Origin of the sequence: Streptomyces sp. CB02959, assembly GCF_002803155.1 — a bacterium.
Classification (GTDB): domain Bacteria; phylum Actinomycetota; class Actinomycetes; order Streptomycetales; family Streptomycetaceae; genus Streptomyces.
In genome coordinates, this window is record NZ_NNBP01000002.1 from 399,357 (window position 1) to 421,978 (window position 22,622).

Below are 22,622 nucleotides of genomic sequence, written 5' to 3' on the forward strand. Positions count from 1 at the left end.
CCGTGGGTCAGGCCGGTGCGGCAGTGCGGTGCGGTTCACCCGGTCCGTCGACGAGGGTGGCGAGCAGGCCGCCGAGCATCTCGCGCTGTTCGGCGGTCAGGGGGGCCAGGATCTCCTCCGCGGCGGCCCGACGCGCGCCGCGCAACGCCCGCAGCGCGGACCGGCCGGTGTCGGTGAGTTCGATCCGCACCACGCGGCGGTTGGTCGGATCGGGCATCCGGCGCACCGTGCCGTTCGCCTCCAGTGCGTCCACCAGCGTGGTCACCGCCCGGGGCACCACCTCCAGCCGCTCGGCCAGGTCGGCCATCCGGGGCGGGGTGTCGCGGCAGTGGCCGACGATCCGCAGCAGCCGGGACTGGGCGGGGGTGAAGGCGATGTCGAGGTGGGCCATGTGGCGCTTCTGGGCGCGCTGCATCCGGCGGGTCAGCCGCACCAGCTGCTCGGCGACGTTGGCTTCGTTCGCGCCGACCGACGGCTCGGGGGAGGGCATGCCCCCAGAGTACAGGACAAGATTCATTGTGAGTATAGGTAACAATGAGCTAAGCTCGGCAAAGTTTTCGCCCTCGCAGTCCCTGACCCTCGCCCTCGTAGGAGCCCATGCGTCCCGAAGAACCGAACTGGACCCCGCCCCCCAAGGACCCCGACGCCCCGGTCCAGCTGCGGCGGATCCTCGCGCTGTTCCGCCCCTACCGCGGCCGCCTGGCCCTGGTCGGCCTGCTCGTCGCCGCCTCCTCCCTGGTCTCGGTGGCCTCCCCCTTCCTCCTCCGCGAGATCCTGGACGTCGCCATCCCCGGCCGGCGCACCGGCCTGCTGACCCTGCTCGCCCTCGGCATGATCGCCACCGCGCTCACCACCAGCGTCTTCGGCGTCCTGCAGACCCTGATCTCCACCACGGTCGGCCAGCGCGTCATGCACGACCTGCGCACCGCCGTCTACGCCAAACTCCAGCGGATGCCGCTGGCGTTCTTCACCCGCACCCGCACCGGCGAGGTCCAGTCCCGGATCGCCAACGACATCGGCGGCATGCAGGCGACCGTCACCTCCACCGCCACGTCCCTGGTCTCCAACCTGACCTCGGTCATCGCCACCGTCGTCGCCATGATCGCCCTCGACTGGCGGCTCACCGTCGTCTCGCTGCTGCTGCTCCCGCTGTTCGTCGCGATAAGCCGCCGGGTCGGCAACGAACGCAAGAAGATCACCACCAAGCGGCAGAAGCAGATGGCCACGATGTCCGCGATGGTCACCGAGTCCCTCTCGGTCAGCGGTGTGCTGCTCGGCCGCACCATGGGCCGCGCCGACTCGCTGACCAGGGACTTCGCCGCCGAGTCCGAGCGCCTGGTCGACCTGGAGGTCCGCGCCAACATGGCCGGCCGCTGGCGGATGGCCACCATCGGCATCGTCATGGCCGCCATGCCCGCGCTCATCTACTGGGCGGCCGGCCTGGTCCTCCAACTCGGCGGCCCGGCCTTCTCCCTCGGCACCCTGGTCGCCTTCGTCTCCCTTCAGCAGGGCCTGCTGCGCCCCACCGTCTCGCTGCTGACCACCGGCGTCCAGATGCAGACCTCGCTCGCGCTCTTCCAGCGCATCTTCGAATACCTCGACCTGCCGGTCGACATCACCGAGCCCGCCGACCCCGTCCGGCTCCCCGCCCCGCGCGGCGAGATCCGCTTCGAGAAGGTGTCCTTCGGCTACGACCCCGAGGCCGCCCCCACCCTCGACGGCATCGACCTGACCGTCCCGGCCGGCACCAGCCTCGCCGTCGTCGGCCCGACCGGCAGCGGCAAGACCACCCTGAGCTACCTCGTCCCGCGCCTCTACGACGTCACCGGCGGCCGGGTCACCCTCGACGGCACCGACGTCCGCGACCTGGGCTTCGACACCCTCGCCCACGCGGTCGGCGTGGTCTCCCAGGAGACCTACCTCTTCCACGCCTCGGTCGCCGAGAACCTGCGCTTCGCCAAGCCCGACGCCACCGACGAGGAGATCGAGCGCGCCGCCCGGCTCGCCCAGATACACGACCACATCGCGGCCCTCCCCGACGGCTACGACACCGTCGTCGGCGAACGCGGCTACCGCTTCTCCGGCGGCGAGAAGCAGCGCCTGGCCATCGCCCGCACCCTCCTGCGCGACCCGCCGGTCCTCGTCCTCGACGAGGCCACCAGCGCCCTGGACACCCGTACCGAACACGCCGTCCAGCAGGCCGTCGACGCGCTCTCCGCGGGCCGCACCACCCTCACCATCGCGCACCGCCTCTCCACGGTCCGGGACGCCGACCAGATCGTCGTCCTGGACGGCGGCCGGATCGCCGAACGCGGCACCCACGACGAACTGCTGGCCGCCGACGGCCGCTACGCCGCGCTGGTCCGCCGCGACACGCACCAGGAGGAGCCGGACGAAGCGGCCGGCACCACGGACGACGGGAGCGCCCCCGGGGTCCTGCGGTGACCCGGACCCCGGGGTGCGGCGGCGGGCGGCGGCCGTCCGCGACGGGGCGCCGAAAGCCCGTCAGAGCGCGGCCGGATCGACCGCCTCCGCCATCACCCGGTACCCGGCGTCGTCCGGGTGCTTGAAGTCCCCGCTGTCGTAGGCGGACCGCAGCGCGTCCGGATCGGCCGGATCCGCCAGCACCGCCGCGAAGTCGGCCACCGCGTCGAACGCGCCCGCCGTCCGGATCCACTCGTTGACCGCCCGGCGCTTCGCCTCCGCGACCGGCGTGTGGTACTCCGACCCCTTGAACGGCAGGATCGTCCCCCCGACGACCCGCACCCCGGCCGCATGCCCCCGATCGATCAAATCCCGGTATCCCGCGATGAGTTGCTCGGCGGAGTTGTCCGGGTTCGGCTTGTACGTCGGCAGGTCGACCTCGCTGAAGCCGATGTCGTTCAGGCCGACCAGGACCACCACCGACCGCACGCCCGGCTGTGCCAGCACCTCGCGGTCGAACCGCGCGCCGGCCGACTCGCCGAACCACGGCGAGTCGTTCAGCAGCAGGTTCCCGCCGATGCCCAGATTGAGGACCCGCAGGGGGCGGCCCCCGGCGGCCAGCCGCTCGGCCAGCGCGTCCGAGTACCGCCGGTCGGCGTCGACGGTCGACCCGAAGCCGTCGGTGATCGAGTCGCCGAAGAGCACCACGGTGTCCCGCCGGGCCGGGCCGCCGTCCGCCAGCTCGACCGCGGCCAGGTGGTACCAGGACACCGACGTCTCTCCGAAGACCGCCGGATCCACCTCCCCCAACTGTGCGCCCGCGGCCCGGTACGCGGTGGCCCACGCCTGCGCGTGGAAGGTCGCCGGTCCGGTCGGCCCCGCGAAGTACAGCGACACGGTGAGCGACTCCAGCGCCGCCACCGTCACCTCCGCCGGGTCGCTGTACACCTCGCCGCCGGCCGGGATCCGCACCGAAGCGGCCCCGTCGAAGGTCAGCGGCCGGACCGAACCGGCCGCCACCGCCGCCCCGGTGCCGGCCCGGGCGAGGCTCGCGCCGGACACCTCCAGCGGCGCGGTCCCGTAGCGGTTGGAGAGCTTGATCCGGGCCCGGGTCCCGGCCCCGGTGACCCGCACGGTCTGCCGCACGGTCTGGTCCGCGAAACCCTCCTCGGCCCAGTTCTTGTGGAACCCCACGCTCGGCCGCTGCACCGCGGCGGCCCAACCAGCGTTCCAAGCAAAGGAGTTGTGGTGGCTGTTCATGGCTGTCGGCTGCCTCTCGGTCATCTGCTCGGTGCGATGACCAGGAGTCTTCCGGCGGGCGCGGGGGCCGCCCAGACACCTGCGGATGGTACGCATCGGATGCCTACCACTGCCGGGGTCACCCTCCGCGCCGGCCGCCCGCGCCCGCCCGGCGCCGCGCCCGCTACCCCGCGTCCCCGCGCTCCGCGCCGTCCGCCAGCAACACCACCTCCAGCGTCCGCGGACCGTGCACCCCCTCCACCCGGTCCAGTTCGATGTCGCTGGTGGCGGACGGCCCGGAGATCCAGGTCAGCGGGCGCTCCGGGGACAGCCGCGGCAACGCCTCCGGGACCGAGCCGACGACCTGGTCGGGGACCCGTACCACGCAGATGTGGTGGTCGGGGACGAGGGTGATCCGGCGCCGCCCCTGGTCCGGGCCGGCGTCCAGGACCAGCGTGCCGGTCTCCGCGACGGCCACCGCGCACCCCGTCACCACGCTGTCCACCGCGTCCAGGTCCCGCACGGTGTCCGCGGCCCGGTCCGGGCGCAGGGTGACCTCGGCGGCGGACAGCCACCGCGGGTCCAACCCGGTCGGCACCACCACAGTCCGGGCGCCGCGCGCCGCCAGCAGCCGGGCGAGCAGCGCCGGCAGCCCGGCCGGCGCACAGTGGTGCACCACCGCGCGGTAGTCCGCGAGGTTCTCCGCGAGCAACGCGACGGTCTCGTCGGTCGTCCGGGAACCGTGCACCCGGCGGTAGTCGCGGGGCACCGGCGGATCGTGCGGCCCCTCACCGCGCGGCACATCGGCCAGCGCCCGCCGCACCCGTGCCAACACCACGTCCCTGCTGCTCACTTGACTCCTCCTCGGTCGGGTTCGCCGGCACCGCCCCGGGTGCGCTGCCACCAGTCGCGGAACGACTCGGCGGGCACCGTCGGCAGGGTCCGGGTGTCGGTCCAGGCGCGCCCCGGCCCCGGCAGCCGCCGCGGATGGATCCGCCGGGTCCGCGCGGCCAGCCGCATCCCGCCGCGCAGCGCGCCCGGATGGTCGAACGCCCAGGCGGCGGCGCGCATCGCGGCCCGCTCCGCGGCGTGCCCCTTGGCCGGCTTGAGCACCACCCGGGTCCCGTGCCGGGTGACCGGGCCGCCCTCCACCACCCGCTCCCGCAGATGCACCAGCACCTCGGGGATGTCGATGGCCACCGGGCACACCTCGTAGCACGCCCCGCACAGCGACGAGGCGTACGGCAGCGACTGCTCCAACGGCCCGGCCATACCGCGCAGTTGCGGGGTGATGATGGCGCCGATGGGACCGGGGTAGGGGGATCCGTAGGCGTGCCCGCCGGCCCGCTCGTACACCGGGCAGACGTTCAGGCAGGCCGAGCAGCGGATGCAGCGCAGCGCCTGCCGTCCCACGGTGTCCGCCAGGGTGTCGGTCCGCCCGTTGTCGAGCAGCACGAGGTGGAAGGTCCGCGGCCCGTCGCCGTCCGTGGTCCCGGTCCAGGTGGTGGTGTACGGGTTCATCCGCTCGGCCGTGGAGGAGCGCGGCAGGACCTGGAGGAAGACCTCCAGGTCCTGCCAGGTCGGCACGATCTTCTCGATGCCGACGACGGAGATCAGGGTCTCCGGCAGGGTCAGGCACATCCGGCCGTTGCCCTCGGACTCCACGACCACCAGGGTGCCGGTCTCGGCGACCATGAAGTTGGCGCCGGAGATGCCCACCTTCGCGGTGAGGAACTTCTCCCGCAGATGCAGACGGGCCGCCTCCGCCAGCTCGGCGGGGGAGTCGGACAGCCCCTCGGGCGCCGGACGCCCCCACTTGCCCATCTCCCGGCGGAAGATGTCCCGGATCTCGGCGCGGTTGCGGTGGATCGCCGGCACCAGGATGTGCGACGGGAGGTCGTCGCCGAGCTGCACGATCAGCTCCGCGAGATCCGTCTCGTAGGCCCGGATCCCCGCCTCGGCCAGCGCCTCGTTGAGGCCGATCTCCTGGGTGGCCATCGACTTGACCTTGACGACCTCGTGCTCACCGGTCTCCCGGACCAGCCGGGTGACGATCCGGTTGGCCTCGTCGGCGTCCGCCGCCCAGTGCACCCGGCCGCCCGCGGCGACCACCGACTCCTCCAACTGCTCCAGATAGTGGTCCAGATGACGAAGCGTCCGGTCCTTGACCGCGGCGCCCGCGGCCCGCAGCTCCGCCCAGTCGTCCAGTTCGGCCACCGCCCGGGCCCGCTTGTCGCGGATGGTGCGGGTGGCGTGGGCGAGATTGGCCCGCAGCCGGGTGTCACGGGTGGAGACGGCCGCGGCCCGGGGGAACGCCGGCATGCCGAGGAAACTGCGGCTCATCGCACGCCCCCTTCCGCACCGGCGCCCCGGCCGGCTCCGCCGTCCGCCACCGCATCGGCCTCCGTACTGGCCAGGATCTCCGCGAGGTGCACCGGCCGCACCGGCGAACCCTGCCGGGCGAGCATGCCCCCGATGTGCAGCAGACAGGAGTTGTCCACCGTGCAGACCGCCTGCGCGCCGGTCCCGGTCACCGCGCGGACCTTGTCGGCGCCCATCGCGGCCGACACCGCCGGATTCTTCACCGCGAACGTCCCGCCGAACCCGCAGCACTCCTCCGCGCCCGGCAGCTCCTTCAGCGTCAGCCCCCGGACCTGCTCCAGCAGCCGCCGCGGCCGGTCGCCGAGCCCCAGCATCCGCAGCCCGTGGCAGGTGGGGTGATAGGTCACGGTGTGCGGATAGTAGGCGCCGACGTCGGTCACCTTCAGCACGTCCACCAGGAACTCCGTCAGCTCGTACGTCTTGGGCACGGCCCGCGCCGCGGCCTCGGCCAGCTCCCGGCCGCGGCCCTCCGCCGCGGCCTTCGCCGCGATCCGCGGAAAGTTGTCGCGCACCATCGCGGCACAGGAACCGGACGGGGTCACCACGTACGCGTAGTCGCGGAACGCCCGGTCGAAGCGGCGCACCAGTGGCTCGGTGGCGTGCCGGTAGCCGGTGTTGAACTGCGGCTGACCGCAGCAGCTCTGCTCCGCCGGGAAGTCGACGTCGACGCCCAGCCGTTCCAGCAGGGTCACCACCGCCCGCCCGGTCCGTGGGTGAAGCGTGTCGTTGATGCAGGTGACGAACAGTGCTACCCGCACGGTGCCTCCTCCTCGCGCTCTCGTCCCGGCACTCGGCCGGCCCGGCCCGGCGGCGTGCCGGAATGTTGCCGGCGCATTGCCGGCGCATGGCGATCGGCTTCCCGCGGCCCCACGGCTGCGACTTCGTCGTCGTAACCCTGGCGGCCGCCCGCCTCACCGGTACATGATCGCCTTTCGGATCATCCTGCCCCAGCGGCAGGCGGAGGAGAAGGACCGGGAGCCCAAGGACGATGTCGAGCGCACAGCCCATAGCCGAGGACGCGGCACCCGAGGGTGTCCGTCCGCCGTCGCAACTGAGGCAGCTGGCCGCCGCCTCCGTCGGCAACGCCGTCGAGTGGTACGACTGGTACGCCTATTCCTTCCTGGCGGTCTACTTCGCCGACCAGGTCTTCCCCAAGGGCGCCGGCAACTCCCTGGTGCCGCTGCTCTCCACCTTCGCGGTCTTCGCCGTCGGCTTCTTCATGCGCCCGGTCGGCGGGCTGCTGCTGGGTGCCGTCGCCGACCGCCGCGGCCGGCGCGCCGCGCTGACCCTCACCATCCTGCTGATGGGCGGCGGCAGCCTGCTGGTCGCGCTCACCCCGACGTACGCGGCCACCGGGGTCCTCGCGCCGATCGTGCTGGTCCTCGCGCGCCTGGTGCAGGGCCTGTCGGTGGGCGGCGAGTTCGCGGCGTCGACCACGTTCCTGGTCGAGTCCGCCGGACCGGGCCGGCGCGGCCTGTTCTCCAGCTTCCAGTACGTCTCCACCACCCTCGGCCAACTTCTCGCCTCCGGCACCGGGGCGCTGCTCGCCGCGCTGCTCACCGAGCACCAGATGGGGCAGTGGGGCTGGCGCGTCGCGTTCCTCGTCGGCGCCCTGCTGAGCCTGCTCGGCCTGTGGATCCGGCGCGGCGCCCAGGAGACCCTTCCCGGAGCGGGAGCCGGGGAGACCTCCGGCGGCGCACAGCGGGCCGCCCGCCCCGGCCTCTTCGAGGGCCTGCGCCGCCACCCCCGCCAGTCGCTCCTGATCTGCGGCATCACCGCCGGCGGCACCATCGCCTACTACACCTGGACCACCTACCTCCCGACCTATGCACAGGTCAACGCCGGTTTCGACAAGGGCGACGCACTCACCGTCGGCACCCTGTCACTGGTCTTCTTCGCGCTGCTCCAGCCCCTCGGCGGGATGCTCTCGGACCGCATCGGGCGCAAACCGCTGCTGCTCACCTTCGCGTTGGGCTTCGCGGTGCTGGCCGTTCCGCTGCTCCACCTGGTCACCGACGATTTCTTCTCGCTGCTGCTGGTGCAGTGCGCCGGCATGGTGCTGCTCACCGGCTACACCTCGGTCGCCGCCGCGGTGAACGCCGAGGTCTTCCCGGCCCGGGTGCGGGCCGCCGGCATCGGCTTCCCGTACTCCCTCACCGTCGCGCTGTTCGGCGGCACCGCCCCGTACGTCGGCACGTGGTTCAAGCAGGCCGGCCATCCGGACCTCTTCCCCTGGTACGTCGCGGTGGTCTGCCTGGTGTCCTTCCTGGTCTACCTGGCGCTGCCGGAGACCGCGCGCCGGCCGCTGGAGGTGTAGCCGGCCGCCGGCGAACCGGGCGGTCCGCCGCGGCGGTTGCCCGTCCGGGCAGACGGAAGGCGCCGCTCCTCCTGGGACATGGGGGAGCGGCGCCTCGGGGTGGTGCAAGTCCGTCAGACGAGCCAGCCCACGAGGTGGACGATGCCGGCAAGCAGGCTGGTGAGGAAGTTCATCTGGCTCTGTCTCCTAGCGAATTGCGTTGTGGGACCAACTCTCCGGCCCAGCAAGGGATGTCAGCCGGAGGCGCCGTAACGGTCTGCAGCCCGTCGCTTGCGCCCCGTAAGCATCACCCGTCGCGGGGCCCTCGGGGAAGCCGTTCCGTGATCGACCACGCTTTCCGGCGAACATTCGCTTCGGCGTTCGTTTGTTCCCATTGGGTGGCGGGGCGTCGGGTGTCAGGCACGTAGTTGTCAGACAAGATCGCACGCCATCGGGCAAGGCATGCCGGGCGTGCCTGCCGTCGCGGGGCCCGTCTCCTCGGCGGAGCGGCCGGGGTGGCCGGTCGCCGGGCCCGGAGCGATGGAAAACTGGCCGCACGCGCCTGCCCGAGGCGCGGTGCGGGCAGTCGGACCACGGACGCGGGGAGACCGAGATGGCTGGCAGACAACAGAACCGGGAACGCCCCCCGGCCCGGCCCCAGCGGCGGCCGGTCGTCGCGCTGTACGAGCGGATGGTCGAGGCCATCCGCGCCGGCACCTACCCGCCGGGATCCGCACTGCCGACCGAGCCCCGGCTCGCCGCCGAACTCGGCGTCAGCCGCCCGGCGCTGCGCGAGGCGCTGATCCTGCTCCAGGAGGACGGCGTGATCACCGTGCGGCGCGGGGTGGGCCGCACGGTCAGCCACCATCTGCCGCCGCGCGGCTTCGAGTTCCTCAAGCCGGTGGAGGCGCTGCTCGGGGAGGGGCGGCAGGTGGTGACGGTGCCGACGGCCCGCACCCGCGAGGAGCCCACCGACTTCTCCACCCAGCACCTGGTCCTGCCGGCCCACGGCGAGGTGCGCTTCTGGGAGAGCGTGATCGAGGTCGGCGGCCTCCCGGCCTGCCTGACCCAGGAATGGGCCTCGGACGAGACGCTGGCGGAGCTGCTGCCGGACGCCGCGGCGGCGTTCGACGGGCCGGCCGGGCGGGCGTCGTCGATGCTGGGCCTGCTGCTGGAGGCCGGGCGCGGACTGCCGCTGACCGGCAGCAGCGCCATCGTGGCCACCACCCTCGGCCGGCAGCGCGGCACCCAGCTGGGGCGCCCCGCCGACACCCCCGGTGTCCTGGTCACCCAGGTCGTCCGGCTGGACCGCACGCCGCTGCTGGCCGCCAAGCACATGCTGCCCCCGGGCGCCCCCGCTCTTCCGGTGTGGCAGGCGCGCTGAGCAGTCCGGACACCTCGCGCCCCGGGTCGGCCGCCGGACCGCCCGGCGAGACCCGGTCGCCCGGTGGTGCCGCGACGTGTCATACTCCCGCCCCATGACGTTGTCTGACAAGCTTCCGCCGCAGTCCACCCACGCCCTCGACCAGGAGCGGATCCGCCGCGCTCCGAAGGTGTTGCTCCACGACCACCTCGACGGTGGTCTGCGCCCGGAGACGATCATCGAGCTGGCGGAGGCGATCGGCTACCAGGACCTGCCGACCACCGATCCGGCCGCGCTGGCCGTCTGGTTCCGCGATGCGGCCGACTCCGGCTCGCTGGAGCGGTACTTGGAGACCTTCGCGCACACCTGCGCCGTGATGCAGACCGGTGAGGCGCTGTTCCGGATCGCCGCGGAGTGCGCCGAGGACCTGGCCGGCGACGGCGTGGTCTACGCCGAGGTGCGCTACGCCCCCGAGCAGCACCTGGCCGGCGGCCTGACCCTCGACGAGGTCGTCGACGTGGTCAACGCCGGGTTCCGCGCCGGCGAGCGGCGGGCCGCGGAGGCCGGCCGCCGGATCCGTGTCGGGACGCTGCTGTGCGCCATGCGGCACGCCGATCGCGCGGTGGAGATCGCCGAGCTCGCGGTCGCCCACCGGGACCGGGGTGTGGTCGGCTTCGACATCGCCGGCGGCGAGATCGGCAACCCCGCCGCCCGGCACGCCGAAGCCTTCGACTACCTCCGCAGCCAGGGCGCTCGCGTGACCATCCACGCCGGCGAGGCGGTCGGCGCGGAGTCCATCCACGAGGCGGTGCTGCGCTGCGGTGCCCACCGCATCGGGCACGGAGTCCGCATCACCGACGACATCACGATCGGCGCCGACGGCCGGGTCACCCTCGGCCGGCTCGCCTCCTACGTCCGTGACCAGCGGATCGCGTTGGAGGTCTGCCCGACCTCCAACCTCCAGACGGGCGCCGCGACCGGCTATGCCGAGCACCCCATCGACCTGCTCCGCCGGCTGGGCTTCCGGGTCTGCCTCAACACCGACAACCGCCTGGTCAGCGGCACCAGCATGACGCAGGAGTTCCAGCACCTGCGGGACACCTTCGGCTACGGCACCGCCGAACTGGAGGAGTTCACCGTCCACGCGGCCAAGGCCGCCTTCCTCCCCTTCGACGAGCGGACCGCCCTGATCAACGAGGTGATCCGGCCCGGCTACGCCCAGCTGCGGGCGTGGGAGCTCAGCCGCGTCCCGGTGGGGGAGACGGCCGCCGCCCCGGCCGCGTAGCCGGTGCCGCGTCCCGCGCGGTCGTCGGCCGGGCGGGGGTCCGGGACGCCCGCGCCCCGGACCCCGGCGGCCGGCCGCGGGGATCCGCCCGGCGCGGGTGGCGCGGGCGGGGCCCCCGTCAGCAGCTGCCGGATCTCGCGGACCGCGGCGCGTCCCGCCCGGTTGGCGCCGATGGTGCTGGCGGACGGGCCGTAGCCGACGAGGTGCACCCGGGGATCGCGCACCACCCGGGTCCCGGCCAGCCGGATCCCGCCGCCCGCCTCGCGCAGCCGCAGCGGCGCGAGGTGATCGACGGCGGCCCGGAAACCGGTCGCGTAGAGCAGTACGTCGGCCTCGACGGTCCGCCCGTCGTCCCAGGCCACCGCGTCCGGGGTGACCCGAGCGAAGAGCGGCAGCCGGGCCAGGACACCGCTCTCCTGGGCCTGTCGGACCGCCTCGGTCATCGGCAGCCCGGTCACGCTCACCACGCTGCGCGGCGGCAGCCCCTGCCGTACCCGCTCCTCCACCAGCGCGACCGCGGCGCGCCCCTCGTCCGCGCCGAACGGACCGGAGCGGAACACCGGCGGCCGCCGGGTCACCCAGGTCGTCGCGGCCGCGACCGGCGCGATCTCGATCAGCTGCTGGACGGCCGAGGTGCCGCCGCCGACGACGACCACCCGGGCGCCGCGGAACTCCGCCGGCCCGCGGTACTGCGCACTGTGCAACTGCCGCCCGCGGAAGCCCTCCTGCCCGGGGAAGCGCGGCCAGAACGGCCGGTCCCAGGTCCCGGTCGCGTTGATCACCGCCCGCGCCGCGTAGCGCCCCTGCGAGGTCTCCACCAGCAGCCGCCCGTCCCGGGCGTCCCGCACCGCGGTGACGCTCACCGGGCGGTGGACCCGCAGCCCGAACCGCTGCTCGTACGCGGCGAAGTACCCGCCGATCACCTCGGCCGACGGCCGGCGCGGATCGGCGTCGGTCAGCGCCATGCCCGGCAGTGCGTGCATGCCGTGCACCTTGTCGTAGGTCAGTGTCGGCCACCTGAACTGCCAGGCGCCGCCCGGTTGCGGGGAGTGGTCGAGCACCACGAAGTCCGCATCCGGGCGGTAGCCGGAGCGCCGCAGGTGGAAGGCGGCGGCCAGTCCCGCCTGCCCGGCACCGATCACCACGACCTCGACCTCGCGCACCGCGATGTAGTTCATGTTTCTACTAACTCGGGGTGGGGCCGGGATCTTCCCGTCCGCCCCCACCCCGTCCCGGGCACGTCGCTCAGCGCCCGCCCGCCACCAGCAGCGGCGCCCCACCGGGAGCCGAGGCCGGCCGGCCGTTCGCCGCCGGCACCCCGGTCAGCGGCGACGGCCCGGCGTCCAGGAGCCCTCGCGCCGCGAGCTCCGGCCGGACTCCCTCGCCGAACCAGTACGCCTCCTCCAGATGCGGGTACCCGGACAGCACGAAGTGCTCCACCCCCAGCGCGTGGTACTCCTCGATCCGGTCCGCCACCTCCGCGTGACTGCCGACCAGCGCGGTACCCGCACCGCCCCGCACCAGCCCCACCCCCGCCCACAGATTGGGCGATATCTCCAACTTGTCGCGCGAGCCGCCGTGCAGCGCCAGCATCCGCTGCTGCCCCACCGACTCGCTCTTGCCCAGCGCCTGCTGGGCGGCGGCGACGGTGTCCGGGTCGAGGTCGTCCAGCAGGCGGTTCGCGGTGGCCCACGCCTCCTTCGACGTGTCGCGGGAGAGGGTGTGCAGGCGGATCCCGAACCGGACGCTCCGCCCCTCCCGCTCCGCCAGTCCGCGAATCCAGTCGATCTTCTGCTTCACCTGCTCCGGCGGCTCGCCCCAGGTCAGATAGACATCGACGTTCCGCGCTGCCACCGGCCCGGCCGCCGCCGACGACCCGCCGAAGAAGATCTCCGGCAGCGGATCCGGCGGCAGCGCCGTCAGTCCGCCCTCGACCTGGTAGTGCTCCCCCCGGAAGTCGAACGGCCGACCGCTCCACACCCCCCGCACGACCTGCAGGAACTCGTCCGTCCGCGCATACCGCTGATCGTGCCCGAGATGATCCCCGAACCGCTTCTGCTCGGTCGAGTCCCCGCCCGTGACCACGTTGAGCAGCAGCCGCCCCCGGGACACCCGCTGGAACGTGGCGGCCATCTGCGCGGCCAGCACCGGCGAGATCACCCCCGGCCGGAACGCCACCAGGAACTTCAGCCGCTCGGTGACCTGCGACAGCGCCATCGTCGTCAGCCAGGCGTCCTCGCACCACGTACCGGTCGGCGTGAGGACCGCCTCGAACCCCAACTGCTCGGCGGCCTTGGCGATCTGCGCCAGGTACTCGACGTCCGGGGCACGCACCCCGCTCACCGGGGTGATCCGCTCCCGCCGGACGCCCCCGTCGGTGTAGGCGTGCCGGTCGACGAGCGTCCGGCCGTCCCCGCCGGTCGGCAGGAACCAATGCAGGTGTACGGACATATCACTGGGCCTTTCCGTAGGTGCGCGGCGCCGTGCCCGAAGGCGGCAGACCGCCGTTGAAGCGGGGATCGACCAACTCCCCGAAGTCGAAGGAGCGCGGGATCAGCTTCAACGCCGCGAAGGCGTCCACGATCCGCTGCTCGGAGGCGACGGCCTCCTTGTCCACGGCGACCGGCACCGCCGTCCCCCGGGTCCGCTCGACCGCGTCCAGCGCCACCTTCTCCGACAGGCCGGTCGCCTTGGCCCATGCCTTCGCCCAGACCTCCGGGTGCCCGAACACCCAGTCCTGGGCCCGGCGCAGCCGCGCCGTGTAGTCCTTCAGCGCCGCCGACTTCGCCTTGTCGTCCAGAGCGGCGGGCGCGGCGACCTGGAAACTCAACCCGTTCACCAGCCCCTGACCGGTCGTCAGCACCCGCGCGTCGGCCTGGTCGAGCGCCTGCGAGGTGTACGGGTCCCACACCGCCCAGGCATCGACCTTCCCCCGGGTGAACGCGGCCAACGCGTCCGCCGGCTGGAGGTAGTTGAGGGTGACGTCCTTCGGCGACAGCCCCGCCGCCTTCAACGACGCGACCAGCTGGTAGTTGGCCGAACTGCCCTGCGCCACCGCGATCGACTTCCCCTTCAGCTCCGCGGGAGACCTCAGCGGCGAGTCCTTCTTCACCAGGATCGCCTCGCCGTCCGACCGGCTGTGGGACCCCGCGATCACCTTGATCTTCGAATGCGCGGCACCCGCGAAGACCGGCGGCGTGTTGCCGACCGCCCCGACGTCCACCGCCCCCGCGTTGACCGCCTCCAGCAGCGGCGGCCCCGAGGTGAACGTGGACCACTTGATCCGGTAGGGAAGGTCGTCCAACTCGCCCGCGGCCCGCAGCAACGCCTCCGAACCCCCCTTCTGGTCACCGACGTTGAGGGTCAGCGACCCCTTGCCGTCGGTGTGCCCGCCGACCCCGCCCCCGGCACCGTCGGCACGCGAGGCACCCCCGCAGGAGGTCAGCACCAGGGCGAGCGGCAGCGCGGCCAGGGCGAGCGAGAGCCGACGGCGTCCCGCCACCGGGCCGCCGATCAATGCAGGTCTCATGAGATGTCCGTCCGTTCTGCCGTTCTGCGCTCGGGGGCAGTGACTGGCGGGGGAGTGGGTGGGGATGGAGTGACTGTGAGTTGGGTGACTGAGGGTGGAGTGTGGGCGTGTCTGGGAGCGAGTGACCGGGGAGGACCGTGACTGGGGCCGGGGCCGGGGCCGGGGCCGGGGCCGGGGCTGGGACTGGGACTGGGACTGGGACCGTGACTGGGGCCGGGACGGGAGGGGGGCAGGGTCGGGACCGGGACAGGCGCGGGGCGAAGCCTCAGGCGGCCACCGCCTCCCGCGCCCCGTCCACCACACCCCCCGCCACGGCCGTCGCTTTCCCCTCCTCCGTCGCATTCCCTTCCTCCGCCTCGCCGCCGTCCGCGTCCGCCACCCCCAGCCGACCGAGCAACCGGGCGCGCAGCGCGGCACACCGCGGATCCGTGACATCCCGCGGCCGGGGCAGGTCCACCGCCGTCTCGTAGGCGATCCGGCCGCCCTCCATCACCAGCACGCGATCGGACAGCAGCAGCGCCTCCTCCACGTCATGGGTGACCAGCAGCACCGCGCACCCCCGCTCCTGCCACAGCTCGGCCACCAGCCGCTGCGCCTTGATCCGGGTCAGTGCGTCCAGCGCACCGAACGGCTCGTCGAGCAGCAGCAGGTCCGGGTCGCGCACCAGCGCCCGCGCCAGCGACGCGCGCTGCGCCTCGCCGCCGGAGAGCGTCTTGGGCCAGGCATCCGCCCGGTGGTCGAGCCCGACCTCCGCCAACGCCCGTTCCGCCGTGGCGCGTTCGGGACGGCCGGGCAGTCCGAGCAGGACGTTGCGCCAGACCCGCTTCCACGGCATCAACCGCGGTGCCTGGAACGCCACCGCCCTGCGCCGCGGGACCAGCACCTCGCCCTCGATCTCCCGGTCGAGCCCGGCCAGTACCCGCAGCAGCGTCGACTTCCCGCACCCGCTGCGTCCGAGCAACGCCACGAACTCACCGGCCTGGATGTCCAGTTGGAGTCCGTCGACGACCCGCCGCCGATCGAACTCCCGCACCAGCCCGGCGACCCGCACCGCGACCTCGCCACTCCCAGGCGGAGCACCGGGGGACCGGGGGGAGGAGGGAGTCGCACCAGCGGTCGGCGGAGAAGACGGCAACACACCCGCCCCGTCGGAGATCTCCGGTTCGGGGCTCACTGCCCCGTGAACGTCGGTCGCCATTGCAGCAACAGCCTTTCGAGGGTACGGACGAGGAAATCGGCGAGCAGCCCGAGCACCGCGTAGACCACCAGGCAGACGACGATCACATCGGTGCGGAAGAACTCCCGTGCCTGGTTCATCAGGAAGCCCAGCCCGTCGTCGGCGTTGACCTGTTCGCCGAAGACCAGCGCCAGCCACGCGGTCGCCAGCGAGTACCGCAGCCCGGTCATGGCGCCGGGCAGCGCCCCGGGCAGCACCACGTGCCGGACCAGCCCCCACCGGCCGAGCCCGAGCGCGTTCCCGGCCTCCACCAACTGCGCATCCACGCCCCGGATCCCGGCGTACACGTTCAGATACAGGTGGAACGCGACCCCCACCGCGATCAGCGCGATCTTCGGGGCCTCGCCGATCCCCAACCAGATGATGAAGAGCGGGATCACCCCCACCCAGGGAATCGACCGCAACATCTGCACGGTCGCGTCGACCAGATCCTCACCCAGCCGCGAGAGCCCCGAGACCAGCGCCAGCCCGATCCCGACGATTCCGCCCAACAGCAGCCCGGCGAAGACCCGTTGCAGCGACACGCCCATCGCCGACGGAAGCGTCCCGTCCGCGACCATGCCGCCGCCCGTACGGGCGATGTCCACCGGCGACGCCAACATGTCCGCCGGCAGTACCCCGCCGGCGCTCAGCACCTGCCACACCACGACCAGTCCGACCGGCCCCACGGCCCGCCGCACCCACCGCGGCACCACCCACCGCCGGCCCGACACCGGCACCACCCGGGACAACTCGATCGCCCCGCCCGGCGCCACCGACACCCCGACCGGACCAGTCCCGGCCACGGCAGCCTGCTCACCGCTCATCAACAACCCCAGACACACAGGCACCGGGCGGGCACACCACGCCGAGCCGCGACGCCGCTTCACCACGCAGACGTCAGGCATCCGGCGCCCGAGGCACCCGGCACACACAGGAAGGAAAACTCAGCGAGAACCGCGGAAAGCGAACGGAAAGAACGTCAGCAACAGCGGCCGCGAAGGCAACACGCGGCAGACGCCACCCGCAGCAGGTCGATGTGACCGCGCGTGGTGAGCAGGGCTGACGTAGACATGCCGCCGAACGTAGCGCCGCCCGCGGAGAGGGGTCAAACCCCCGTCTCGGCTGCTGGACCTTTGTTGCCACAGCATTGACCGGCCCTCGCCGACCCGGGCGTGCGGCACCGGCCCGACGCGCCCCGGCCCGACGCGGCGCCGCCACCCCGCGCGTACGACGTGCACCGACTCCCCTTTGGGAAGATCACCACATGGCTGCAACCTTCACGACACGAGAAATCGACGTACGAACCGGCTCCACGGAGACGGTCCACGACCTCACCCGCGAGTGCCTGGCCTTCCTGCGGGACACCGCACCGGGCCGCGACGGCCTGCTGAACGTCTTCACGCCCCACGCGACGACGGGCGTGGCCATCCTGGAAACGGGAGCCGGCAGCGACGACGACCTGCTCGCCGCACTGCACGACCTCCTCCCCGCGGACGACCGCTGGCAGCATCGCCACGGCACCCCCGGCCACGGCCGCGACCACGTCCTCCCCGCCCTCGTCCCCCCACACGCCACCCTGCCGGTCATCGCGGGCGAACTCGCCCTCGGCACTTGGCAGTCGGTGTGCCTGGTCGACACCAACATCTCCAATGTCAACCGTAAGGTTCGACTGAGCTTCCTGGGCTGACCAAGATCGCCCTGGGTGCGGCCGCGAAATCTCCGTACTCTGCGTGCCCGAAACGGAGAAGCCTTGCGCGGTACGGACCTGGACACCTGAAGAAGTGCTGGACCATCCCGCCACGGGCGAACGCACAGTTCGCAGCCCGGATGGAAGACGTCCTGGCCGTCTACGCCCGGCCCTATGACCCGGCACGTCCGGTGGTGTGCATGGACGAGAAGCCCTACCAACTCCTCGGCCACGTCCGCGACCCACTCCCGGCCCGGCCCGGTCACGACGCCTGCCAGGACAGTGAATACATCCGCTGCGGCACCTGCTCCATCTTCGTGTGGACCGAACCCTTACGCGGATGGCGTCGCACCCAGGCACTGTCCCGACGGACTCGCATGGACTGGGCCGGCCAGGTCAAGCAGCTGCTGAACGTGGACTACCCCAACGCCGAGACCGTGGTTCTGGTGATGGACAACCTCAACACCCACAACATCGCCGGCGGTGGACGTTCGCGACCGAGGAGCCCGACAGCGGGCACGCACCTGTACGCAGACGCCCTGCACACGGCACTGAGGGGCTGCCTCATGGCCGCCGGCGAGAGCCTGCCGCCCGTCGACCCGTTCAGTGTTTGTGCTTGCCGGGTCTGTGGGCCTTCTTGGGGCCGGGCTCGGCGTCGGGTGCACTCTCCGGTTTCTGCTCGGCAGGCTGTGGCGGGAGTGCGGAATCTGTCGCGTATGACGCCGAGGGGGACGGCGTGGCGGAGCTCGTGTTCGTGGACGGGATGGTCTGCGGCTCCTGCGCTGAGCCGTTGTCGGGGGAGAACCACACCAGGCCCACGACCACCGCCAGGGTGAAGACGCCGGCGCCGCCCAGCACAGCGACCAGCCGGGAACGACGGAGGAACGGCAGGTGTGCGCGGCGGGTCGAGGCCCGGTGCACGCTCGTCTGCCACTCGGTGGCCGCCACCGGGGCGAAGGCACGGTCGGAGTGGGCGGTGGGAGCGGAGAAGGAGCTTGCGGAGGCGGCGGCCCTGGAGCCGGTGTTGTGCGGCTGATCCGGGCGACCGTGATGCCGGTGCTCGCTCGGCAGCGGCTCCCGCGCGCCGCGCCAGGCTCCGCGCCCGAACCAGTCCGCCACCTCCTCAGCCGTGGGTCGGCTCTCGGGCTCCTTGGCCAGCAGACCGAGCAGATAGCTCTCGAAGGCGGGCGGTAGACCGGCGCTGAGTTGCCGGGGCGGTACCGGGGCGGAATCAAGGTGCTGATGAAGCACCGCGAGCGCGCTGTCCGCCTGGAACGGCGGTCGGCCGGTGAGGAGTTGGTAGAGCACGCAGCCCAGGGAGTACACGTCGGATGCCGGGCCGGCGGTGCGGCCCAGGGCCCGTTCGGGCGCGAGGTAAAGGCTGGTGCCGACGATCTGCCCGGTGGCGGTGAGCGCGGCACCGGGGTCGTCGAGGAAACGGGCGATGCCGAAGTCGCCGATCTTCAGGGTTCCGTCGGCGCCCAGCAGGAGGTTGGCCGGCTTGATGTCCCGGTGCACGATGCCCTGCCGGTGCGCGGCGGCCAGCCCAAGGGCGGCCTGTGCGGCGATGTGGGCCACCTGCTCGGAGGGCAGCGGTCCGGAGCCAGTGAGCAGTTCGGCGAGGCTTTCCCCCTCGACGAGCTCCATCACCAGGAACAGGCGGTCGTCGTGTTCGCCGAAGTCGAGAACGGCGACCACATGCGGGTGGTTGAGGCGGCCGGCGGTCTGCGCCTCCAGTCGGAAGCGGGAGGGTGCGGTGGAGTCGGTGTCGTGGGGGAGCAGCAGTTTCACGGCGACCGGTCTGCCGAGCGTTTCGTCGAAGGCCCGCCAGACCTCCCCCATCGCGCCCCGCCCGATGGTGTCTCGCAGTCGGTATCGGCCCGCTATCAGCACTTGTTGTTCATCCTCATGGCCAAAGACGTCTTGATGGTCGCAAGCCATGACTCACGGTGGGGCGCGGATCAAGGTGCGGGTGCCGCAGAGGCCCCAGCGTACCGGCCCTGCAACCTTGTTCTTTCCGGGCGGCGCAGAGCCCGGCTGCTACGGGCAGCCCCGCCGGAGGACGAGGATGCGTGCATGGCTGGCGGTTGAGTCGTGACGGCTTCAAGCTGCCCTGTTCACAAGAGCGCTGGATTGGTGACCATCTCTCTCCACCAGTGACATTTCAGGGGCGCAGCACGCAGAAGGGAGTGACCCGATCATGAGGGTCGAGGCGCTCGCTCCCCTGGAGGGGTTGCGCGGGCGCCGACCGCAGGAGCGGGCTGGTTCCCCCCGTGCTGGCCCGCTCCTGCGCGCAAACGGCAGCCCGGGCGTCCCACGTGGCAGTGGCCCGCGGGCTGCGTCATCAGTGAATCCCTTAAGGCCCTTGCATAGCACCGGCGGCCAGGATGGTCGCCCTCTCTCGCGCGTCCACGACGGCCTGCCCGGCATTCACGTCGGCGACGAGCGACTTTCGGTTCTCCACCCGGAGCCATCGTGCTCTGGCATTCTTCGGTGCAGCGGACCCGCAGAAAGCGGATGAGGTCATCACAAGAAGCGGATGCCTTCATGCAGAGCGCCGATGATGTTCATCGTGAGACGCGGGTGTCGGTGCTGGCTCCGCGCTCGGTGTCACTTGGCGCCCTGGAGTTCTGAAATCCAGGTTCTCATGGCCCAATATCCAATGCCTTGGACTCAAGGAACTCAAAGCGAGCGCACTGGGGATTATTACCTCATGCCGGTCTTTTCGCCCAATCGACGAGCCGAGCCCACCAGCCGCCCCTCGGTCGGCCCGGGGGACTCCCCGGGTGCCCATTGGCGTGTGTGCGTCGCGACACCCCACCCTGTAGGGCCGGCGCCGATTCCGAACGAGTCGTCGCCTCCACCGTGCGTGCACGCTTGCGTTCCGCGGGCTCACACGTGCACCGCTGAGCCGTTGGCACACCCATGAGCACTTCGTCCACATGCCTTCCGCAGCCCTCATAGGTCAGCTTCCGGCACGACCGACAGGCAGCACGTTGACACATGATTGATCTCCCTCAGCTCTTCGTTCGATATTCACGCCATCGCCACAAGAAACTCCAGAATTTACAACCCTTCCGTAAATGGCTGACTTGCGCCAGCGTGGGCCGCGCTCACGCAGTCGAATCACGATTCAAGCAGCCTCGTCAGCGATTGCAAATATCCGGACATGAGGGGCAGGCGCCGCAAATCCGTCGCGGAGAGTATCTAGCTAAGTGGTACCAGGTGCCCTGTTTGGGAGAACTCCCTGAGTTGCTCGAATGCCGAAACAATGGTTGCATCTCGGCCGATCAAGGAACGGAGGCGCAACGCCTTACTGTCACTGCCCGCCACCGCATTGCTTTTCAGACCGTCGACCGGGCGCAGCGAGGGCAGGAATCGAGAACGGCAACCGCTCTCCCCGAACGGGTGGTGCGCCGGTCAGGAAGGAGCAACGTGGGTTGCTCTCACGCCCCAGGATGCCCCCTTTTTCCCCTACTCCAGGCGAGCTTGCAAGGGTGGCGCGAATACTACTGCGACAGCGCGGATCGATGGCTCGGCTGTGCGCGCTACCAGATGTCACTCACCGGCGAGCGCGTGCCGATCAGCCTGCTGCCCAACGGAGCCCGCGCGCGACACCTCGAAGCCCCGAGCAAGCCGGACCGATCCGGCGCCACCAGCCCGGCGGCGGTCCGCCGACAGCCCCCGCCGCCACAGCCCACTCCGGGGGTACCGGAGAGCGCGTCCTGGCCCCAGCCGGCACCGACCCAGCCACCTGAGCAGTCAGGACCTGGAACCGAGATACCGGAGGCCATGGGCCAGTTCGGGGCAACGCCTGCTTCGCCTGTCTGGCATGACCAACCGTCACCGTCCCCACGAGCTGACCACCCTTCAGACGGCCTCGCTCGACACGCACGGCAAGCGCCCAGCTCGAAGGACGGCTGGTGGGCTCGACTTGCCGATTGGATGAGAGGACCCGCATGAGTACCTACTGGCCCTGGTGGGCGGGCGCTATCGGGCTCGCCCTGGTCACCATCAACCACACCCTCATCACCGATCGGTCTCTCGGGGTGTCGGCCGCGTGGGATCGCGTGTTGCACTGGCGTCGCGAGCGCCGGCTCGAGCAGATGGACGAGGAGTTCACCGACGATGAAGCTCTCGCTGAGGCGCTTGCCGCAGCTACAGCGGAGCACTTCGGCACCTGCACCGGCGCATCTACCGTGCCGCAGGAACCGTACGGGAAGTCGCAGCCGCTCGAAGCCGACGCCGAACCGGCAGCGAGTGGGCGCCCGGCAGCCACGAGCCTGCGCCCGGCCCCGCTGGTCACCCAGGCTGCCCTGCTGATATCGATCTTCCTCGGTGGGCTCGTCGCCGCGGTCACCTCCGGGCGCTTCCACCTCCGCTACGACATGGGCCCCGGATTCCGCGACCTGGTCACCGCCGATCCGACCACCATGATCGCCGTGCTGTTCGTGGGAGGCGTGCTGGTCGGCTTCGGCACTCGGCTGGCCGGTGGGTGCAGCTCCGGCCACGGACTCAGCGGCTGCGGCCGGCTACGCCCGGTCAGCATCGTCGCGACCGCCGTGTTCTTCGGCACCGCCGTCGCGGTGTCGTTCCTCCTGTGGAAGGTGATCTGATGCGCACCCGGGGCGCGATTCTGCTGGCCGCCATCATCACCGGGCTGGCCCTCGGCTATACCGTCACCAACATCGGCTTCGGCGACTACACCGAGCTGAACCGCATGTTCACCTTCCAGGACCTGCGCATGTTCCTGTCCTTCGCGGGTGCCGTGGTGATCATCGTGTGCGCGTTCGCTCTGCTGCGGGTCCGCCGCACCCCAGGGCGCATCCACGCCGGTGTGATCCCCGGCGCGGTGTTGTTCGGTACCGGCTGGGCGATCTCAGGTGGGTGCCCTGCAATCCCGATCATCCAGGTCGCCAGCGGATACCTGCCTGCCCTGATCACCATCGTCGGCGTCATCGTCGGTATACGGCTGTGTCGTTGGGCCAACGCCCGATACTTCCACCTCGACCGCGGCTCCTGCGGGCTGTAACCGAGCACGCCCACCGACCCGAGCCATGAAGGTCGGGGCTCTCGCTTCGACGATCTTCCCGACCTGTCCAGTGCCCGCACGTGTACGGCCACGCCGAGTTCCGGTATCTGATCGAGGGACGAGCGCGCGTCCGAGAAGGCGTTGGCCTTCAGGTTTGCGGGTCGCC

At 71.8% G+C, this 22,622-nt stretch carries 19 protein-coding genes and 1 pseudogene; 8 read left to right on the forward strand and 12 right to left on the reverse strand.

Annotation, left to right across the window (positions count from 1 at the left end; genetic code table 11):
- Positions 1-7: 7 nt before the first annotated feature.
- A complete protein-coding gene (locus tag CG747_RS05040; protein ID WP_100600379.1) occupies positions 8-490 on the reverse strand; it encodes a MarR family winged helix-turn-helix transcriptional regulator in 483 nt (160 codons plus the stop codon).
- Positions 491-597: 107 nt separating this feature from the next.
- Here CG747_RS05040 and CG747_RS05045 point away from each other — a divergent pair, with 107 nt between their 5' ends.
- Positions 598-2,445 (forward strand): ABC transporter ATP-binding protein, encoded by a 1,848-nt coding sequence (locus tag CG747_RS05045; RefSeq protein ID WP_100600380.1) that lies wholly within the window; start codon positions 598-600, stop codon positions 2,443-2,445.
- Positions 2,446-2,505: 60 nt separating this feature from the next.
- Here the strand turns inward: CG747_RS05045 and CG747_RS05050 are convergent, their stop codons facing one another.
- From CG747_RS05050 to CG747_RS05065, 4 genes are all read right to left on the reverse strand, one after another.
- Positions 2,506-3,708: an SGNH/GDSL hydrolase family protein gene (locus tag CG747_RS05050; RefSeq protein ID WP_257980220.1), complete on the reverse strand. Its 1,203-nt coding sequence runs from the start codon at positions 3,706-3,708 to the stop codon at positions 2,506-2,508.
- A 139-nt stretch (positions 3,709-3,847) separates the two neighbouring features.
- Positions 3,848-4,516, reverse strand: a complete 669-nt coding sequence (locus CG747_RS05055) for an LUD domain-containing protein (protein ID WP_100600382.1) — start codon at positions 4,514-4,516, stop codon at positions 3,848-3,850.
- Positions 4,513-6,006, reverse strand: coding sequence for a lactate utilization protein B (locus tag CG747_RS05060; RefSeq protein ID WP_100600383.1), 1,494 nt, complete (start codon positions 6,004-6,006; stop codon positions 4,513-4,515). The genes CG747_RS05055 and CG747_RS05060 overlap by 4 nt, the downstream gene beginning before the upstream one ends.
- Positions 6,003-6,803: a (Fe-S)-binding protein gene (locus CG747_RS05065; protein ID WP_100600384.1), complete on the reverse strand. Its 801-nt coding sequence runs from the start codon at positions 6,801-6,803 to the stop codon at positions 6,003-6,005. Before CG747_RS05065 ends, CG747_RS05060 begins: the two co-directional genes overlap by 4 nt.
- Before the next feature lie 230 nt (positions 6,804-7,033).
- Here CG747_RS05065 and CG747_RS05070 point away from each other — a divergent pair, with 230 nt between their 5' ends.
- From CG747_RS05070 to CG747_RS05080, 3 genes are all read left to right on the forward strand, one after another.
- Complete coding sequence (locus CG747_RS05070) at positions 7,034-8,362, forward strand: MFS transporter (RefSeq protein ID WP_180985389.1); 1,329 nt, start codon at positions 7,034-7,036, stop codon at positions 8,360-8,362.
- Between the two features lie 592 nt (positions 8,363-8,954).
- Entirely contained in the window at positions 8,955-9,725 is a 771-nt protein-coding gene (locus CG747_RS05075; RefSeq protein WP_257980221.1) for a GntR family transcriptional regulator, read from the forward strand.
- Positions 9,726-9,819: 94 nt separating this feature from the next.
- On the forward strand, positions 9,820-10,989 hold the full coding sequence (locus CG747_RS05080) for an adenosine deaminase (RefSeq protein ID WP_100600385.1): 1,170 nt from the start codon (positions 9,820-9,822) through the stop codon (positions 10,987-10,989).
- On the opposite strand, the gene CG747_RS05085 is transcribed toward CG747_RS05080, so the two are convergent.
- The 6 genes from CG747_RS05085 to CG747_RS50900 form a co-directional block, all read right to left on the reverse strand.
- Positions 10,917-12,167, reverse strand: coding sequence for an NAD(P)-binding domain-containing protein (locus CG747_RS05085; RefSeq protein ID WP_257980222.1), 1,251 nt, complete (start codon positions 12,165-12,167; stop codon positions 10,917-10,919). The genes CG747_RS05080 and CG747_RS05085 overlap by 73 nt on opposite strands.
- 67 nt (positions 12,168-12,234) lie before the next feature.
- Positions 12,235-13,440 (reverse strand): LLM class flavin-dependent oxidoreductase, encoded by a 1,206-nt coding sequence (locus CG747_RS05090; protein ID WP_100600386.1) that lies wholly within the window; start codon positions 13,438-13,440, stop codon positions 12,235-12,237.
- A 1-nt stretch (position 13,441) separates the two neighbouring features.
- Positions 13,442-14,518 carry an ABC transporter substrate-binding protein gene (locus CG747_RS05095; protein ID WP_100600387.1) on the reverse strand — a complete coding sequence of 359 codons (1,077 nt, stop codon included), beginning with the start codon at positions 14,516-14,518 and terminating at the stop codon, positions 13,442-13,444.
- A 265-nt stretch (positions 14,519-14,783) separates the two neighbouring features.
- Entirely contained in the window at positions 14,784-15,716 is a 933-nt protein-coding gene (locus CG747_RS05100) for an ABC transporter ATP-binding protein (protein WP_257980223.1), read from the reverse strand.
- The gene (locus CG747_RS05105) at positions 15,689-16,561 is read right to left on the reverse strand and encodes an ABC transporter permease (protein WP_257980224.1); all 873 of its coding nucleotides are present in this window, start codon (positions 16,559-16,561) and stop codon (positions 15,689-15,691) included. The genes CG747_RS05100 and CG747_RS05105 overlap by 28 nt, the downstream gene beginning before the upstream one ends.
- 155 nt (positions 16,562-16,716) lie before the next feature.
- A complete protein-coding gene (locus tag CG747_RS50900; protein WP_362297602.1) occupies positions 16,717-16,809 on the reverse strand; it encodes a putative leader peptide in 93 nt (30 codons plus the stop codon).
- A gap of 192 nt (positions 16,810-17,001) precedes the next feature.
- On the opposite strand from CG747_RS50900, the gene CG747_RS05110 reads away from it, so the two are divergent.
- Together CG747_RS05110 and CG747_RS50905 are read left to right on the forward strand one after the other, a co-directional pair.
- Positions 17,002-17,424: a secondary thiamine-phosphate synthase enzyme YjbQ gene (locus tag CG747_RS05110; RefSeq protein WP_100600389.1), complete on the forward strand. Its 423-nt coding sequence runs from the start codon at positions 17,002-17,004 to the stop codon at positions 17,422-17,424.
- Positions 17,425-17,624: 200 nt separating this feature from the next.
- A pseudogene (locus tag CG747_RS50905) lies at positions 17,625-17,885 on the forward strand (transposase); the annotation flags it as partial.
- A 142-nt stretch (positions 17,886-18,027) separates the two neighbouring features.
- On the opposite strand, the gene CG747_RS05120 reads toward CG747_RS50905, so the two are convergent.
- Entirely contained in the window at positions 18,028-19,317 is a 1,290-nt protein-coding gene (locus CG747_RS05120) for a serine/threonine-protein kinase (protein ID WP_180985390.1), read from the reverse strand.
- A 2,066-nt stretch (positions 19,318-21,383) separates the two neighbouring features.
- Here CG747_RS05120 and CG747_RS05135 point away from each other — a divergent pair.
- On the forward strand, positions 21,384-22,040 hold the full coding sequence (locus CG747_RS05135) for a YeeE/YedE family protein (RefSeq protein ID WP_100600393.1): 657 nt from the start codon (positions 21,384-21,386) through the stop codon (positions 22,038-22,040).
- Positions 22,040-22,456: a YeeE/YedE thiosulfate transporter family protein gene (locus CG747_RS05140; protein WP_100600394.1), complete on the forward strand. Its 417-nt coding sequence runs from the start codon at positions 22,040-22,042 to the stop codon at positions 22,454-22,456. The genes CG747_RS05135 and CG747_RS05140 overlap by 1 nt, the downstream gene beginning before the upstream one ends.
- The last annotated feature ends 166 nt before the right edge of the window (positions 22,457-22,622 follow it).